At 48.0% G+C, this 17927-nt stretch carries 11 protein-coding genes; 7 read left to right on the top strand and 4 right to left on the bottom strand.

The features are described from left to right. The first annotated feature begins 712 nt into the window (after positions 1-712). The 3 genes from I1H34_RS16035 (at position 713) to I1H34_RS16025 (ending at position 8756) form a co-directional block, all read left to right on the top strand. The gene (locus I1H34_RS16035; protein ID WP_212662028.1) at positions 713-3901 is read left to right on the top strand and encodes a cyclic nucleotide-binding domain-containing protein; all 3189 of its coding nucleotides are present in this window, start codon (positions 713-715) and stop codon (positions 3899-3901) included. A 283-nt stretch (positions 3902-4184) separates the two neighbouring features. After that, on the top strand, positions 4185-6110 hold the full coding sequence (locus I1H34_RS16030) for an eCIS core domain-containing protein (RefSeq protein WP_249369303.1): 1926 nt from the start codon (positions 4185-4187) through the stop codon (positions 6108-6110). 372 nt (positions 6111-6482) lie between these two features. After that, on the top strand, positions 6483-8756 hold the full coding sequence (locus tag I1H34_RS16025; RefSeq protein WP_212662027.1) for a heavy metal translocating P-type ATPase: 2274 nt from the start codon (positions 6483-6485) through the stop codon (positions 8754-8756). Here I1H34_RS16025 and I1H34_RS16020 read toward each other — a convergent pair. The 3 genes from I1H34_RS16020 to I1H34_RS16010 all read right to left on the bottom strand — a co-directional run bounded on the left by I1H34_RS16020 (position 8731) and on the right by I1H34_RS16010 (position 12220). Continuing rightward, complete coding sequence (locus tag I1H34_RS16020; protein WP_212662026.1) at positions 8731-9462, bottom strand: hypothetical protein; 732 nt, start codon at positions 9460-9462, stop codon at positions 8731-8733. The two genes, I1H34_RS16025 and I1H34_RS16020, sit on opposite strands and share 26 nt — an antisense overlap. 153 nt (positions 9463-9615) lie before the next feature. Then, the gene (locus tag I1H34_RS16015) at positions 9616-10344 is read right to left on the bottom strand and encodes a CorA family divalent cation transporter (protein ID WP_249369301.1); all 729 of its coding nucleotides are present in this window, start codon (positions 10342-10344) and stop codon (positions 9616-9618) included. A 94-nt stretch (positions 10345-10438) separates the two neighbouring features. Next, positions 10439-12220 carry a ShlB/FhaC/HecB family hemolysin secretion/activation protein gene (locus tag I1H34_RS16010; RefSeq protein WP_212662024.1) on the bottom strand — a complete coding sequence of 594 codons (1782 nt, stop codon included), beginning with the start codon at positions 12218-12220 and terminating at the stop codon, positions 10439-10441. A gap of 490 nt (positions 12221-12710) precedes the next feature. Between I1H34_RS16010 and I1H34_RS16005 the strand changes: the two genes are divergently transcribed. From I1H34_RS16005 to I1H34_RS15990, 4 genes are all read left to right on the top strand, one after another. Then, positions 12711-14066, top strand: coding sequence for a GAF domain-containing sensor histidine kinase (locus tag I1H34_RS16005; RefSeq protein WP_212662023.1), 1356 nt, complete (start codon positions 12711-12713; stop codon positions 14064-14066). A 94-nt stretch (positions 14067-14160) separates the two neighbouring features. Continuing rightward, on the top strand, positions 14161-15741 hold the full coding sequence (locus tag I1H34_RS16000) for a Na+/H+ antiporter (RefSeq protein ID WP_212662022.1): 1581 nt from the start codon (positions 14161-14163) through the stop codon (positions 15739-15741). A 99-nt stretch (positions 15742-15840) separates the two neighbouring features. Continuing rightward, positions 15841-16404: a hypothetical protein gene (locus tag I1H34_RS15995; RefSeq protein WP_212662021.1), complete on the top strand. Its 564-nt coding sequence runs from the start codon at positions 15841-15843 to the stop codon at positions 16402-16404. Positions 16405-16522: 118 nt separating this feature from the next. After that, positions 16523-17086 carry a hypothetical protein gene (locus I1H34_RS15990; protein ID WP_212662020.1) on the top strand — a complete coding sequence of 188 codons (564 nt, stop codon included), beginning with the start codon at positions 16523-16525 and terminating at the stop codon, positions 17084-17086. A 45-nt stretch (positions 17087-17131) separates the two neighbouring features. Here I1H34_RS15990 and I1H34_RS15985 read toward each other — a convergent pair whose 3' ends face one another. Beyond that, the gene (locus tag I1H34_RS15985; RefSeq protein ID WP_212662019.1) at positions 17132-17899 is read right to left on the bottom strand and encodes an isoprenyl transferase; all 768 of its coding nucleotides are present in this window, start codon (positions 17897-17899) and stop codon (positions 17132-17134) included. Positions 17900-17927: the final 28 nt, after the last annotated feature.

Here is a 17927-nt window from a genome sequence, read left to right as displayed (position 1 = left end):
GTTATTTTATACGGACAGTAAATAAAAATATGCCCTAAATGTTTTGGTGTTTTTGTATGGTATTCACTTGTGTTTTATGCCTTGGAAGATTTTGTCGAATACGTGAGCTTCTTTGCCTGGCTTTTGATTGGCTCCAAAGGCTAGAGTATCTGTAGGTATCTCAATGGTTACCGCTGGCAGCAACTGAGGCCAAGAGTAAGCCTCAACCACTTCACTAGCAGACTTCCCTCAGATCCACCCAATGGAGATTGTTATCCTCTTCCTTCTTGGGAATTGAGACCAATAGCCATAATGCTTTAGAAGTTTCAGCAAAATAGCCTGCCATACTTAAGATTGAATGTGGTGATCTTGCTGACCCTGCCTGAATATTCTTAATCTAGATTTAGATAGTTGCCTTGTCCCCATCGCTGATCCCCAATTCGTGAGCTGGAAGCCAGTGGGCAAGGAGCCAAGACTTTTATAGAAAATCCTGTTTGTTCATTGCCAGTTTGATGATTTTCCTGCCAATCAAATAAGATGGACTGAGTCTATAGTAAAAAGACTTGGTCGGGGTAACAGTTGTGACAATCCATTAACGACTCTATGGGTATGGCTGAATAGCAGCACTCAGCATATTACATTGGCATCAATTCCTCGATTTTGGTTACTCGGGATCGACAATTTCATTGCGGAGGGAATTGAGTCACAATAGGTTAATGAGCAGAGTGTATTTATGGTCAATTTAGCTGAGCTTCCGTCTGGTTCGTCCCCATGGAAATTGGGACGTCTGGCCCAGCTATTGCTTTTGGCCATGGTGGTACTCACCTATAGCGTCATTGAGATGGCGGTGGCTAATTCACTCTTTCTCACCCATGTGGGTGCCGATGGATTGCCCTTAGCCTTTATCTTGATCGGCCTGTTTTCAATCCCTGCCTATGCGTTGTTCTCGCAAGTAGTAGATCAATACAGCCGCCCCCAGCTATTTCGATACATGCTGATGTTGGCTGCGGTTATGGCTGTCGGTATGTGGTTCCTGCTGGCAGAAACGGGACTCGTTACCTACTATATCGTCCTGATTTTGGTCTTTTTTCAGTGGGACTTTCATAACAATATTCTCTATGCCAGTTTACTAACGGATTATTTTTCGGCTCTGGACTATAAGCGGTATGCCCCATTTATTGGCATGGCCCAGGCCGCTGGCACCCTAATTGGGGGCGGATTGACGGCGTTGTTGTCCCACTTCTTTTCTACCCGAGAGCTATTGCTGGGGTTACCCGTTGTGTTTGGGATTGCGATCGCACAGCTGTTTTTCCTGGAAAACACCCAACGCCAAATTGAAACCGTCGGCAAAACAGACAATGTGGGCATGATTGAAGCCCTAAAAACTTTTCCCGACTTGGTGAAGCGTTACCCGCTGATGCTGTTTTTGGCCGCCAGCAGCTTCTTGTTGGTGATTATCTACCTGTCCGCGGAATTTTTATGGTTCAGTATCTATGCCGATAACTTTACGGAAGATGCCCTCACGGGCTTCTTAGGCTTGATGCGGGTGAGCGTTAGCGTGATTCAGGTGCTGGTGCTCTATTGCTTTACTCGCCCGCTCCTCCATTGGGTCGGGGTCGCCCGCATGAATGTGGTCTATCCCCTAACCACTCTGTTTGGTCTGTTTGGCATTGTCCTGCAAACCAGCCTTCCGGCTGCCATCGCCCTCCATATCAATGGAGATGGCCTCTACAAAAGCATCAATATCCCCGTCCATCAGCTCAACTATAATGCGGTCCCTCGGGAGTTTTTAGGTCGCATTCGAACCCTTAGCGATGGCTTCTTTTATGCGGTGGGCTTAACCACAGCGGGCTGCCTCCTCTGGATCTGTCATCACACCCTGAGCTTGGCTCAAATTTCCTGGATTGCCATCGGCTTGACTTGCGTTTTATTTGGTCTGCGTTTACCCATGGGCAAGTACTATGCCCAGGGTCTAGAAGAAATGATCCGCTCGGACACCATTAATTTGGATGAGCTGGGCAATGTCCAGGCCCAGTTCCCAGCAGAGTCCAATGCAGTGATTCGCGACTTGCTCAAAGATAGCGATCGCTACACCCAAATCAAGGGTCTGGAGTTTGCAACCCAGCTCGGGCAACCCAGCCAGTTTTATTTAGATGTACAGCCATTGCTAGGGCAGGACGATCCAGATCTGCAAACGGCCATTGTTCGCCTATTCAGCACTAATCCAGATCCAGAAACCGTCGCAATTTTTGAAGATTGCCTGCAGACTGCCTCTGGGCCGCTCCGTTCCACCGCCTTAGAAATTCTGATTGCCAATCGTTACCCCTTTACGGCGGAACAACTTCAACCCCTCTTAACGGAGGCGGATCCAACCATACGGCCCTTAGCAGCAGTCGCTGTAGATCAAGTGGGCCAAATGGATGAGACCCTGCAAGCCACCTGTGATCAAATCTGGTATTCAGACCTTTCTGAAGCAGCGGGTCAAGCCGTGGTGCGGGTGATCGCCTGCAGCCAAGATCGAAGCTTAATGCCATTGCTAACGAAATTGCTGATCCAGGGCGATCCGGGTATTCAGCAAGAGAGCTTGGCTATCCTTGCCACCCTAGGCCAAGCTGGGGATCGAGATCTAGCGGATATCGCTATTACGGCCCTCGATCATCCTGCGCCGTTGGTTCGAGCTGCTGCCTTTAAGTTATTGGGAGTAGTCCATGTCCCGGACTATGCCACCCACATTGCCCTGGGATTTGAAGATCCTGATTCTCGAGTCCGACAGCAGGCAGCTAAGATTTTGCCCGCCTATGGCAAGCCGGGATTGCTGATGGCCCAAGAGAGTTTATCTGCGAATGATACGGACGTAGTGAATACTGCGATCGCAGCCATAGGACAGGTGCGAAATCGTCAGGCCGGTAAGATCTTGTATGAGCATCTAGCCCCTGAGTTCCAGCAACTCGTCCATACCCGTAAATGGCAGCAGCAAATCCCCAGTACAGATCCCAATTGGCAACCCCTAGCCTTGGCGATTGAAGATTTTCACAATCGACTGTTGCAAAAAGTGCTCTATATTCTGGCCTGCCTGGGCCATGATCGAACGGTCAATGCCATCAATCGCATCCTCAGTACCAATGAACAAAAGGATTTAGCCAGTGCAGTCGAAGCCTTAGCTTCTCTGAAAAATCGTCGCTTTGTGTTGCCTCTGCTTCCAGTGCTAGAACAGGTGGTTAAAAAAGAGCCTGTCAGCGGACGAAGTTGCGTTGAACCACAATGGATGCGAGATAAAGGGTATAAATTACTGTTAGAAGCCTTAGAAACTCAGGATCGATGGATTCGGATCGGGGCTTTAATCGCCCTAGCGGGTGTCCCCTCTGCTTTAGTCAACGATCCAGACCCCCTCGTTAAAACCGTGGCGGAACAGATTTTTCTGTCGGTTGATCCAGACCCCTTACCTACGAATCAATTTATGAAACGCCTGCTGTTGCTCAAGGAAGTTGCCCTCTTCAAGAATTTATCTCTGGATGAGCTGTTGCTGATTGACCAAACCCTTGAACAGGAGCAAAAACTGGCTGGAGAAACCATCTTCTCAGAAGGCAGTTGGTGCACATATTTCTACATCATTGCGGAAGGCAAGGTCCAAATTATTAAAGACATTGATGACCAGTCCAGGGATTTAAAGCAGCTGTCTGTGGGTGAATATTTTGGGGAAGTGGCCCTATTTGATGATGCGCCCCATTGGGATGGAGCCATTGCCCTAGAAAACTGCACGTTGCTAAAGCTAGAGAAAAATCGGTTTATTAGCCTGATGACCCAGCGGCCCCACATTATTCTGGAAATTTGCCGATTTCTGAGTCAACGCCTCCGAGAAACAGATAATTATCGATCTTTAGGAACGCTGGAATCCTCTCAACTTTCAGAAGTTCAATCATAGGGAACTTCAGAGTTACTCGATTTAGGCACGTATTGCAGCCCATAAATCCCTTGGAATACTTTGATAAAAAAACTTTCAGGGCATAGAAATATCTGACATTATTCTGCCATTGAGCTGCGTCGCACGATATCTATTTTTCCTAGGCAGACTGAATAGTATTTGTATTACTTTTCAGTCCGTTAGATATCTACCACCGTAGTTATTTTTTAGGGATTAGCATGGGTTGCAAGTAGATTGAAACTCTTATGGGGGAAAGTGGATAGTGCGTACTTATGCTTCTTATGTGAAAAAGCCTCAATCTAAACCTATACCTCAGGCAAAATCACCTGTAAAAACTCAATTAACAGCACCATTACCTCCCACCATCCATGCTAAATCGAATGAAGAAGGTTTAGCTGAATGGAAAGCGCAACAGGAGAAATGGGCGCGGCTAGGAACCCCCTGGATGGACAAGGTTCCCAATCTCAATGGCGAGTTGGTGCAACCTGGGCTGCAGCGAAAGTTAACCCTTGGACAGCCAGGAGATAAGTATGAACAAGAAGCCGATCGCACCGCTTCTCAAGTGGTTCAGCACATCAATTCTTCTACTTTTACACATCCGACTCAAGGAAAGCCCGTCCAGCATGGACATGAGTCAGAAAAGCTTGGTGCTTTAATTCAACGTCGGCAAGCTATGGCAAGTAGAGGCGTATCACCAGATTTAGAGTCTGCTATCAATAGCAAAAGGGGCAGTGGACAACCCTTGGAGGAAGGATTACAGCGATCCATGGGCCAAGCAATGGGGGCAGATTTTAGTGGGGTCCGTGTTCATACGGATTCCCAGTCAGATCAGTTAAATCAATCCATTCAAGCAAGGGCTTTTACAACGGGTCAGGATGTATTTTTTCAGAAGGGCGCATATCAACCCAAATCTCAAGTGGGCCAAGAGTTGATTGCCCATGAATTGACCCATGTTATCCAGCAGAACTCAACGGTCCAAAGGCATCCATCCATCACAAGTTCGGGGAAAGAGATTGTCCAGAGAGCCTTAGAGCGCAAAGACGCAATAGATTTGGTTCAGCAATACCAACGTACGTTAGGTAACACCCAGATTACAGGTGAAGTGGAGATAAATAAGAAATCGGCCCGTGGGAGCGCAATTCAGGAATTCAAGAGATTAGAGCAAGACTCTAATAAATCTAAGGTTAAGGTAAAAGATCCAATCACCTTAAAACAATTTAAGAACATGCTGGAAGCGGCGCCTCCTCGGAAGGGGGAAAGAACATCTGTAAGCAACAAAATCGAGAAAGCTTGGGTAGGCACATTAACTGAACTCGATACGGGTAGCCTACAACCAGGTGATGTCGCTATTCGCAAAGATCTAGAACACTCAACTACACCAGTCATGGGACAGAAGTTCTTAAAAGGGGGGATGGGATCTAAATGGAGTGGCCATGCAGCTCTATATATCGGTAATAGTACATTTGCTGAAGCGACTGGAGGAGAGAAAGTCCAAAGAGTTGGTTTAGCTGATATTTCTACTCATGCTAAGAAAAAAGATGGTGGTCACTACGATACGGTGTTTGTGATATACCGACCAAACGATGAAACGCAAGCCAAGGCTGCGGTCGGCATCGCTCGCTGGATTACACTAGCTGATTTGGGATATTCAAAAGCGCATTGTGCAGTGCCAGGACCAAGGAGTAGTCAATATGGAAAGCGGGCTAAAAAATACGGAAAAAGGCTAACAGAAAAGCAGAAAACAGCGCTCAATCAGGGTGAGTTAGTGGATGCACTGAATGCAAAAGACTATGAATGGATGTGTCGCAATATTCATGCCTTTGAGGCGTGCGGAATAAAAGGAATTCAAATTAAGGATATTGCAAACTTAGCAACGGATGAAGGCGTGAACTTGCCGCAGGACTATGCAACCGAATCATTAGATTCAGTTTCAGATGCAGCCACGGTAACAAAGCTGACTTTAGAAAGAGTCAAAAAAACTTTGCTGGCAAACATTAGGCAAGAAGTTATTGCAACCGTGGGCAATAGAAAAGCTATGATGTGCTCTGAATTCGTAACGACGTGTTTTCAAAGTGTGGGAGAAGAGACGTTAATTAAGACGGATGCGATCGCTACCTCTCCAGTAGCTTTGGAAAACTATCTAATTGGTAACCCTGATAAATTCACCGTTCAAGGAGCATATAAAGTACCGGGTAAAACAAAAGATTGAAGAACATGGCCAGCTCTGAGTAGCCAAAACAGAGGATCGACATCAATTTAGATTGAACTAATTTGAATCTTATGAAAGTGGTCTAGAATCCTGAAACACCAGGAAAGTGCCTGTGATCAGGAAAAAAAGTTCCCTCTTTAAGTCGGTGAGCTTTACCCTATACCCTTCAGAGTTTTAAATTTCTTCCAAAAGCCTTAACAGTTGAGTGGATGATAAACAGGTATTCGGAACTGTTCAGTGATAGCTTCAGGATATCTCTAGCAGAGTTTGATTCTGTGATTGCATGAGCTAGAGTTGAAATCCCATAGACTAGTGCTAATCTTCTGCGCAGTAACTAACTTTGAATCCCAGTCTGGCAAGGAGTGTGACGTGATGCCAACTGTGACACTAAAACTGGACGGGATGAGCTGTGCAGCTTGTGCCAACAGTATTGAAAAAGTCCTTAAGAATTTACCAGGTGTCGAAAACTGTAGCGTCAACTTTGGGGCTGAGCAAGCTACAGTCCACTACAACCCCGATCAAACCTGCCCTAGATCCGTAGCTGCATCCATCGATGCAGCTGGATTTAGAGCCGAGATTCTAGATGATCAGGATTGGTACAGGCTATCAGATGATCTTTCTCAGAGTCCCTCCCCTGAAGCATCCCAACAGCTGCGGCTCAAAGTATGGATCGGCGGCATGATCAGCATTTTGCTAATGGTGGGGTCACTGCCCATGATGACAGGTGTCCCCATGGCATGGATTCCAGCCTGGGCACACCACCCCATCTTGCAGCTTATTCTGACCGTGCCAGTTCAGTTTTGGTGTGGCTATTCCTTCTATGGCGGAGCCCTCAAGGCGCTAAAGCAGCGAACTGCCACGATGGATACCCTGATTGCCTTGGGCACCAGTGCTGCTTTTTTCTATTCTCTGGCAGTGACTTTTATCCCAGCGGGCTCCGACCAGGGCTTTGGGGTTTACTATGAAACCTCTGCTGTGGTGATTACCCTTATTCTGTTGGGACGATGGTTTGAAGAACGGGCCAAAGGCCAAACTTCTACAGCGATTCGGCAGTTGATGGGTTTGCAGGCTAAAACGGCTCGCGTGATTCGGGATGGGCAGGTCGTGGAGATTGCGATCGCAACTGTGCAACCCGGCGATACCGTCCTAGTTCGTCCTGGAGAAAAAATCCCCGTTGATGGTCAAGTGATTGAGGGGAAATCCACTGTTGATGAAGCGATGGTGACAGGAGAAAGTCAGCCCGTTCACAAGCAACCCGGCGATTTAGTGGTGGGCGCGACGCTCAATAAAACGGGCAGTTTCCAATTTCGAGCTACTCATGTGGGCAGAGACACTGTCTTGGCTCAAATCGTCAAACTAGTGCAGGAAGCCCAAGGCTCGAAAGCGCCGATTCAACGCTTGGCCGATCAGATCACGAGCTGGTTTGTCCCTGCCGTTATCACCATTGCCGGAATTACCTTTATCGTCTGGCTACTCACCACTCAAACCCTCTCCTTGGCCTTAATCACAGCCGTCGGCGTTCTCATTATTGCGTGTCCCTGTGCCCTAGGATTAGCCACTCCCACTTCCGTCATGGTCGGCACGGGCAAAGGGGCAGAACATGGCATTTTAATTAAAGGGGCTGACAGTCTGGAGCTGGCCCATAAGATTCAAACTATCGTCCTCGATAAAACTGGCACGTTGACGGAGGGAAAACCCACCGTAACGGACTTTGTCACTACCAAGGGAACGGATAGCGGCAATGAACTACAGCTGTTGCAGCTAGCAGGCATCGTCGAAAGCCACTCCGAGCATCCTCTCGCTGAAGCCGTAGTGCGATACGCCCAATCCCAGGATGTGGACGTATTGCTAAGTGATACGCAAAACTTTGCTGCGATCCCAGGTCAAGGCGTCCAAGCCCAAGTCAAGGACCACTGGGTTTATATCGGCACCCAGCGCTGGTTAAAAACACTGGGAATCGAAACTGCCGCGCTGCAAACCTATGCTCACCAGTGGGAATCGCAGAGCAAAACTGTAATTTGGCTAGCGATTGATCACCAGCTTGAAGCCGTGATGGGGATTACCGATGCCTTGAAGCCCACATCAGTTGAAGTAGTTAAAACCCTTAAGCAGATGGGCTTAGAGGTGATGATGCTGACGGGGGATAATTGGCGTACTGCGAATGCGATCGCAGCTCAAGCCCACATCGAACAGGTCCAGGCAGAAGTCCGTCCTGACCAAAAAGCTGCAACCATCCAGCAACTCCAAACGGGTGGGCACATCGTCGCCATGGTGGGAGATGGCATTAACGATGCCCCCGCCTTAGCTCAAGCCGATGTAGGTATAGCTATTGGCACAGGAACTGACGTTGCCATTGCCGCCAGTGACATCACTTTGATTTCAGGTGATCTACAGAGCATCGTCACGGCCATTAAACTCAGCCGCGCCACCATGAGGAACATTCGCCAGAATCTCTTTTTTGCCTTTATTTACAACATTATTGGTATTCCAGTCGCTGCCGGAATTCTCTATCCCTTTTGGGGGTTGCTCCTCAATCCCATGATTGCAGGGGCAGCAATGGCTTGTAGTTCCGTCTCCGTCGTTACTAATGCCCTTCGTTTACGGAAATTTCAGCCGGGACCTATTTTGCCAGCAGTAGTCCGGTAAACAGAGCAGCCCCGACAATAAAAGACATAAAACAGCTCTCCTGCTCATCAGGAAGTTCGCGTTTAAGCACATTGAGAATAATGCTGCCCGCCAGAAAAGACCAAATCACCAAAACTCCTGCCTTATCCAGCATCGCGGCTTGACCTAAAATCATGCCTAGAATAATCGCGGCTACTAATAACCACCTTCCCCGTTGGTTATAGGGCGTTTTGTGATGCTCATATAAATGATGATCAATGATGAAAAAGTGCAAGGCCAGCGCGGCAAAAAAGAGGATGCAAGTATAAAGACTATGAGCACCTAAATCTTGCAGCAAATATCCCAAAATCACATTAAGGAGAGCAAACGCACTAATGTGAATCCAAAAAATGATGGTGCTAGCATTATCAGTATTTTTCTGATCCTGATTGGCTTTCCGAGATTGTAAGACTAAGCTGTCTAATCCATAAAAGACGACTAGTCCCAGTAGAGCTAAAAGATAAACATGATTCTCCAAGTAGATCAATAATGGCAACTGTGCATGTTCTATCTCCTCTTGCGCATGGCTCAACTCAGGGAAAATTTCTAAAAAAACAAACCCAATAGACACCCCACCTGCAAATGAGAGCCACTTATGGTGAGGAATAAAAGCGGGAATTGTGAGTTTGGAGAAAAAGGCATGAACAACCGCTAAGCCGATGGCTAGAAATATCCCAGGATTAACCATTTCACATTGTTCTCAGAGTCAAGCTTCCTTCTTTCGCACCAACTCTACCACTCTGAATTGGACGCTTATCTTAAATCGACATGGACTTTTCCTAAGAAAAGAATGAGGCTCTCGTCCTCAAGCAATAATCCCAGATCGCAAAAATGGAAGGGGCTAAGCTTTAGCAGAGGGCTTCAGAATCCATCGTTGGGTCAATATCCCCAAGACAATACCTAAGCCTAAAATCATCCAAAAGGCTACAGGCGAATGCTCTAAGCCATTGAGCAAGTTCATCCCAAACAAACTACACAGTGCTGTGAGGGGTAAAAATATGGCAGCTAACAGATTCAGGCGCTGAGCCATACGGACCGACTCCAAACTAAGACGACTTTGTTCCTCCGCTCGTTTTGCTAAATCAAACTCCAAAGCATTTTTAACATCGGTATAGAGCAAATCCAAGGTCCGATCTAAATCACTAGCCCAATCCCGTAGATCAATAATGTCTCTATCCTCGGGTACCCCCTCCCGAGCAGCCTGCAGCGTATCCATCATATTTTTGGCAGCACGACAGATAGGAGCCAAGTTTTCTAGGATTTGGAAATAGTCTTCAGCCAAGGCAGCTTGGCTATATTCTTGACTCAATTGCTGTTCTGCTTTGCTATAGCCTTTGAGATGTTTTCTGAGCCGGGGTAAGCCTTCTCCCCCTTCGCTGCATTTCCAGGTTCCTTGGGGATGGCGCCAAAAAAAGATCCCTTGTCGCTGTCGACTGCCTGGTTGGGGGAGTTTATGGAGAACCAGCAACAGATGGCCATTGGCTAGCATCGCACGCTGTTTACCAGCCCCCTTCTGGCCAAAACGGCGCTTAATCTCATCGGGGAGTTGCCAATTGGCAGGCAGTTGCATCGTCATTTTTCCTTGCGGTGTCTTGTACTCCCAATTTGCCCATCTGTTCTGCCTATTGTGCAGAGCAAGATAGAACAGCTCAGAAGGGTAAGACTTAAAACGGACTGACCACAATTGAGAAAAAGAGCTGACTATCATCAAAACCACTTGTTTCTGGCCCAATGGAGATAATTGGAATTCCCCAATCTAACCGAGCAGACATCAGGTCGGACCACTGCCATCTAAGCCCCAAACCCACAGCAGCTAAAGTCTCTGTTCTCGATCCATCTGTGTTACCCCATCCATGGCCGAGATCGAAGAAGGGGGCCAGCTGTAATAGTCCTTCTTGGTTATCGCCAAACCGAGCCAGAGGTAAACGATACTCTGCGGAACCAAATAAGCCGTTATCAACCAGCAAGAGATTTTGAGGATACCCTCGAACACTATTGAGTCCCCCTAAACCGTACTGCTGCAGAGGGACTAAGGAGCGGTCTGCAAATTGAGCAGTTGAACGCAGTAGTAAGAGGTTGCCGGGGGCAAACTGCTTAACCCACTGAGCTTGTCCACGCCAGAGGAAAAACAGACCATCAGGAACTTCAGGTTCACCCAGTGCCGTTGGATTTGGATTAATCGTGGCAAAGGCATCTAGGCCAATACCAAATTCTGATCTCAATGCTAACACCGAATCATTTCCCCGCTGGGTCCACTCCTGGAATAACCGGAGTTGGGAAATTTCAGTACGCCCTTCAGCATCAGCTCCAGGAGAAAGAGGAAAGGGGAATCCTAGTAACGAAGTATCACTTTCTTGGCGACCTAAAGTAATCCCTAAGGCCAGCTCCTTCTGGGGCGTTTGAATAACGGGCTGACGATAGGTCAAGCTCAGGTCTCGTGAAACCCCTTCAATATCCAACTGATCGAAGGGTTCTTCTACAACCCGACTCCAAACCTGGCTAAAGCTAGCGCTGATCGTGCCATTGCGAGCATTGATGGGAAAGGTATAGCTAAAGTCCAATTCATTACTACCATCGGTATTGGCATACCCCAACCGCACCCCATCTCCAAATCCGAAGAGGTTGGCTTCACTGACCACAACTTGCCGTTGAAAACTACCAATACTGCCAGAACGCTGGTTGTCTAAGACGAACTGCACATCAAAGGAAGGAGCCTCTTCAACTTTTACCTGCAGAATACTCAAACCAGGGCCAGAGCCTGCCGTCAGTTCAGCAGAGAGGTTCCCAATCAGAGGATCGATCTGGAGCAATCGCATTGCCCCCAATAGCTCATTCACATTCAGAGGCGGCCCCGCCCCCAGGTTTAGGCGTTTGCTAACATAGCTAGACTTCAGATGCTTATTTCCTGAGACTTCGATACCTTCCAGCCGTCCTTCCACGACTTGTAAGGTCACTATTCCTTTCTCAATTACCTGGTCTGCTGGCAAGTAGGCTCCTGAGGTGATGTAGCCTTGATCGATATAGTACTGAGTTAGGGCAGAACGGGCTTCTAGCAGCCGAGAGAAAGGCACAGCATCCCCTGTGAAGGGCTTAGTAACCTGTTGTATTTCTTCTTCGCTTAACACCGTATTGCCAGTGATACGGTATTCCGTCACGGCAATGAAGTTAGGGTTATCCGGAGATTCTGGTTGAGGCGTTGGCTGGGGTGGAGCGTTCAGCAAGTCCTCAGAAGGGGGTAACTTTGGGGGAGCCTGAGGTGCTGGTTTCGGGAAAGTCCTAGGCTCGATAGGTTCAATGGGAGTAACATCTGGGGGGATATTTGGAACGCCAGGAGGTGGGGCAGTTTGAGCCCTAACCCCTAGGGGGAGAAGATAGAGTCCCCATAAGCCCAAAAAAGTTCTGAGTAGGTGAAAGCGAAGGCGAATAAAACGATATTCAGAAGCCATCTTTAGGGTTCATCAGTAACTGTATTAGCTTAGGAATAGGGTAGTGATTCTATTTAGATTAAGCTCACTTTAACATCATGATGTCTCTTGAAAAATACGCAGTTACTCAACAAAAATAAATCTTTCTCGGCAGTTTGATTCCTGCCTGTCTTTCTCGATTCAAGATCCCATCAGGCTCGTAAGCATATGGCTTGAACAGAATATCGAAATTGATATCAAGGGTGTTTTAACCCTGGTACTTAGATTCCCCCATAAGCAAAGTTTTTATTGCAGACACTGCCAATTCTGCAATAAAAGACCAATGAAATCATCAGTCTCTAACCAGGCACTTTCTTCTGACTCTTTTGTATTGTTCTAGAAGCATAAAATGGATAAGAAAATGTGTTTTATGTCAACCCTCATATCGCAGGATTAGCTGATCAAGCCTCTAGAAATCCATTAGAGTGTGTAAGAGTGAGAATTCTATTCCAGCCTTGTTTGCTCCTGTCATATGTTGTTGCCCGCTAGCATTGAATTCACCAATCTCTGTCGAACACAGGTGACCTTATTGATGCAGAGCTTTCAGGCCAGTATGGGAGCAGTGTACTTGTCCAAAGATTTGCCTGCGCAACAGCAGGGTGAGCTAATTCCCATCGTCATTTATCCAGAAGAGTCAGCGCAAAATTTACAGCCAGCACCCCTGCGCCTGCCCGCAAGCGACCCTGAACAGAAACGGAATTCAAGTGCCTCACTAGCTTCTAGCCAAACCAATATTTTGTCTGAATTAGAAAAAGACGAATTCTGGTCAGATAACACGCTTTCCACCACAGCTCTGGCCATATCACAAGCTCAACAAGTCGTGATTCCGTTAATTCATGAAGAGATGGTGTTGGGGTTGCTGGTCGCTGCCCGTGAACATCGTTCGTGGAGCAAGGTCGAACAATCGCAACTGCAGCAGATTGCTGATACCTTAGCTCTGGCCTGTATTTTGGATCAGCGATCCCAATGGCTAGCCAATGCTCAGTATCAACAGCGAGTGTTGCAGTCGGAACAGCACCAGACCCTGTCTAATCTGCTACATCAGTTTCGCAATCCACTCACCGCCTTGAAAACCTTAGGCAAGCTCCTCCACAAGCGCTTTGGGGAAGATGAAAGTAATCGCAAAATTGCCGCCAGTATTGTTGAGCAAAGCGATCGATTAGAAGAGATGCTGCGCCAGTTTGACGGTGCTATTGATTTAGGGGAAGCGGCCATCGAGCCACTAGATGCGGATGCTTGGGTCTCAACGTCTCAACCAACCCCTCCGGCCTTACCTCCCTCGCTTCCTTTAGGGGAAGATGAGCTGCAGATGCAGCTCTGCCAGTTCATGGATATCCTCCAACCCCTAATCCAGTCAGCAGTAGGACGAGTAGAGCAAAAAAAACTACAGCTCACCGTCAGGATTCCTAGCAATTTGCCCCCGATTAAGGCAGATATGATTGCGTTGCGTGAGGTCTGTAGCAATTTGTTTGATAATGCTTTGAAATATACCCCGGCTGGAGGCGAGGTGCAGGTAGAGGTTTGTCGCCAGTTGGCTGAAGGTCGCCAACCTGCCCAATTCCTATTAATCAGTGATAGCGGCCCAGGAATTCCCCAGGCTGATTTAACACGAGTTTTTGAGCGCCAATATCGAGGTGTGCAGGCCCAAACAGATATTCCTGGAACAGGGCTAGGATTGGCCATTGCCAAAACGCTGATGGAACAAATGCAAGGCGATATTCAAGCCTTTAGTCCCCGTATTGATCAGCCCGAGCCATTGGCCTTGGCTGCCCCAGGCAGTACGTTTATGGTGAGGTTGCCGGAATCAGACGTCAAGATTCTGGCCTGAACAGGGTAGCCTATAAGGGGCTAATGACAGGATGGTAGCCTGTTCAAGTCCGTTGTCTTTAGTCAAAGCAAACGTTTGTGGGGAATAGTACTGAATGCTGTTGAGCAATCCGATTGTGGCTGAGATGGCGATGGAAGCAGAAGATGCGATCGCAAGTAATCTCAAACAATTTTTGCTGGTATTATCCGTCTCTTTGAGTGTTGCCACCCTGCCTCAGGTGTTTAGTTGGTTTCGCCAAATTCCTTATACCTTGCTGTTGGTCATCGTAGGGTTGGGGTTAGCCTTTGTCGATGTGCGGTTGGTGGATTTATCTCCGGAGCTCATTCTGGCGATTTTCTTGCCGCCGTTGCTATTTGAAGCGGCTTGGAATCTGAAGTGGTCCGACCTCAAAAGTGATTTATTCCCCATCTGTCTGTATGCCATTTTCGGGGTAGTCATCACCATTGGTGGAGTGGCCCTGGGCCTCAACAAATTTGCAGGCATTTCCATAACCACGGCCCTATTGATTGGGGCCAGTCTGTCTGCGACTGATCCGGTCTCGGTGATTGCTCTATTCCGAGAATTAGGGGCAGGAAAACGCCTCAAAACTCTGATGGAAGGCGAAAGTCTGTTTAACGATGGCATGGCTGTTGTGGCTTTCAGCTTTCTGGTGGGATTACCCCTAGGGGTGAGCACCTTTGAACCGTCTCAAGTGTTGGGACAATTGCTAGCCGTGATTGGGATTGGCATTGGGGTGGGCTCTCTGCTTGGGTTTGGGATTTCCTACCTGACACAGCGTTTTGATTTGCCCCTGGTCGAACAGTCTTTAACTTTGGTCTCTGCCTATGCGTCTTATTTGCTGACGGAGGATCTAGGCGGGTCTGGGGTCATCGGTGTGGTCACCACCGGTTTAGTGCTAGGCAACTTTGGGTCTCGGATTGGCATGAACCCCAGAACCCGACTAATTGTCACAGAGTTTTGGGACTTTCTGGCTTTCTTCGTGAACTCCATCGTCTTTTTGCTGATTGGCGATCAGATTCGGTTTGCCATTTTGGGCGACAACCTGGGCACGATTGTGGTCACTATTATCGGCATGCTAGTGACTCGGGCGGTGTCTATTTTTGCCTTAGGCTTCTTTAGTAATGCGACAGTGAAATCAGAGATTCCTCTCAAAGATCAAACGGTCTTATGGTGGGGGGGCTTGCGCGGATCGGTCTCCATTGCCTTGGCTCTCAGCGTGCCTGCGGTCTTGGGCGAACGCGAGGAAATTATTGCCACGGTATTTGGGGTCGTGCTGTTTACGCTGTTGGTTCAGGGACTGACGACCAAGTTCTTATTGCAAGGGCTGGGGTTGATCAGTGATCAGACCCAACAGCAGGATTATCTGGCTACGATCGCTCGTCGGGCTGCCCTTTCTCGGGTCCTAGCTTTTCTAGAGAAAGGAGATGCTAGACCGGGGATTGAACCTGAATTTTATAGGTATCAAACAGCCTTAGTCGAGGGACAGCTTGCCAAGCTTGAATCGGAATTGGACGAGATGCAAAAGAAATGTCCTGAACTGAAGGAATTTACTGCTGATCAACTGAAAGAAGAATTACTGGCTATTGAGGCAGATACCTATGCTGAGTTTGTAAGAGCAGGGCGTCTTAATAAAGAGTTGGCTCCTTTCTTAGCAGAGGTGTTTATTCCGGAATAAAGAGGGTTTGGATGTAACGGAAAACAACGGTCCCTTAGCCATAGTCCTCAATTTTGAGTATTCTAAGCTAACAAGGTTCCTCAACGTTTTTCAGACATCATGGCCAAAGATTCTGCTGAACTTATTCCTGTCAGCCAGCTACAAGAGCGTTATAACATCAAGCGATCAGCCCTCTACAATCGTTTGTCGGCATTGGAATTACAACCCACCAAAGTGGGACGGCGGGCCTTTGTTACCCCTGCTGATGTCGTGCGCTTAGACGCCCTCGGCGATCATATTGAGGCAGGCGGAACCATTCATGACTTTACGGAGCAGCCTAAAACGGTGGAGACAGGTGCCTTGACCATTCCTGTAGACGACGGTACCGCTCCTATCAGTCAGAATGCCAATTTCGCCGCTTTTTTAAACGCTTTTGCGACTCAGCCTGACCCCTTACAACTGCTGATGAATCGCCTAGATTTATTGGAAAAGGCTGCTACCCATGAGTGGTTGTTACCCACTTCAGATTTATCCATGGCCCTCGGTCTTTCTCGGCGTTCAGTGGGCAAGTATCCTAAGTTTGAGCGATATGGGTTTGTTTTTACCAAGGTCGGCCAAATGGGAACCGAAACCTCTTGGCGCGTGCAGAAAGCAGTGAAGCCCAAAAAGAAATTTAAGCGTTAGCTTTCACTTCTAAGCGGATACCGTTCATTCTTAAATTTGGGAAATCAGCTGCTCATCATTCGTTTCCCGTGGGTGGGCACACTGGGGTTGGAGGCAACCCATCACATAAGGAAGGACGATGACCTTTCAAGACCTATTTTCGCTTTTGACTCAGTACAAACCGTTGCTATTGGTCATTATGTTGTTTGCCCCATGGATAGCACTGGCGATCTGTGTGGTGATTCCAGGTCAGAAAGAGGAACCCTTTGTATTGAGCTTTAACTTAGGAATGGCCCTCTTGAGCTTGGTTTTGGCGGTTGGCTATGTGTTGTTCGCCACCCACAATGGCGGTTGGGCTCGGGTGATGAAGGAAGCAGATATTCTGTTGATGCTGGCTCCTTGTTACTACGTGGGCATTTCATTTTGGGTCACGAAGCAACGCCTCCCCTTGAATCAAGTCCCCGTTGCCCGGATGGTTCAGGGTATCGCTTTGATTGCGGCAGGGTATCTCGGGCTCGCATGGATGCTGAAATCCATGCGCATCGTGATTTTCTCATTTATTCCGTTCCAGTATCTTGTCTTTTTACTGCTGGGACTGACAGGGATCATGTACTTCGGTTACCTGAGAGTGACCGGGGCAGATACCCATAAGGACAAGATGGAGGATGAACTGAATTCCCTACGGCGTAAGGGTCGATTCTAGGCCCAGCTCCGAGGAAAAGATCTCTCTTTCGCTTCTTCCCTCGAACTAACCTGCACAGGGCTGCTTGAGTTTTACGGTACCAAATCTGCGATCGCGCATCTGGTAGTGCTGCAAAGCCTCATGAAAAGCTGCCCGGCCAAAATCGGGCCAGAACACATCCGTAAAGTAAAACTCTGTATAGGCCAACTGCCACAGCAGGTAGTTACTCAAGCGGAGTTCACCGCTGCTACGAATCAGCAGGTCAGGATCAGGGGTGCCAGCAGTATAGAGATATTGTTCAATCAGCTGCTCATCTACTGCATCTGGCTCAATATTACCCAACTGAACCTGCTCCGCAATTTGGCGACAGGCCTGGGTCAGCTCTGCTCGACTGCCATAATTGACCGCCACATTAAAATGCACTGCTTGGTTATTGGCCGTTGCTAAGACCGCTCGATCGATTTCTTTCCGCAGAGAGGACGGCAGGGGAGACAAATCGCCAATAAAAGAAATCCGTACCCCTTCACGATCCATTTCAGCCAGTTCCTGGCGGAGAAGGCGTTCAAACAAGACCAAGAGAAAGTCGACTTCTTCTAGAGGGCGACGCCAGTTTTCCGTAGAAAAGGCATAGGCTGTCAGGGTCGGAATGCCCCAGTCTTTGCAGCAGCGCACTAAATCTTTGAGGGTCCGTGCCCCTTGGCGATGACCCGCAATCCGAGGAAACCCTTGGCGTTTAGCCCAGCGACCGTTGCCATCCATAATGACGGCAACATGCTGGGGTAAACAATCGGGGTCTAAATCTGTAGGGCGAGTAACGTAATCGAAGTTGTTCATTAATACAGAAGGTGTCGGTGACATCAAT

The organism is Acaryochloris marina S15, assembly GCF_018336915.1.
GTDB lineage: Bacteria > Cyanobacteriota > Cyanobacteriia > Thermosynechococcales > Thermosynechococcaceae > Acaryochloris > Acaryochloris marina_A.
Note: the sequence above shows the minus strand (reverse complement) of the source record. Positions and strands in the feature narration are given on the sequence as shown.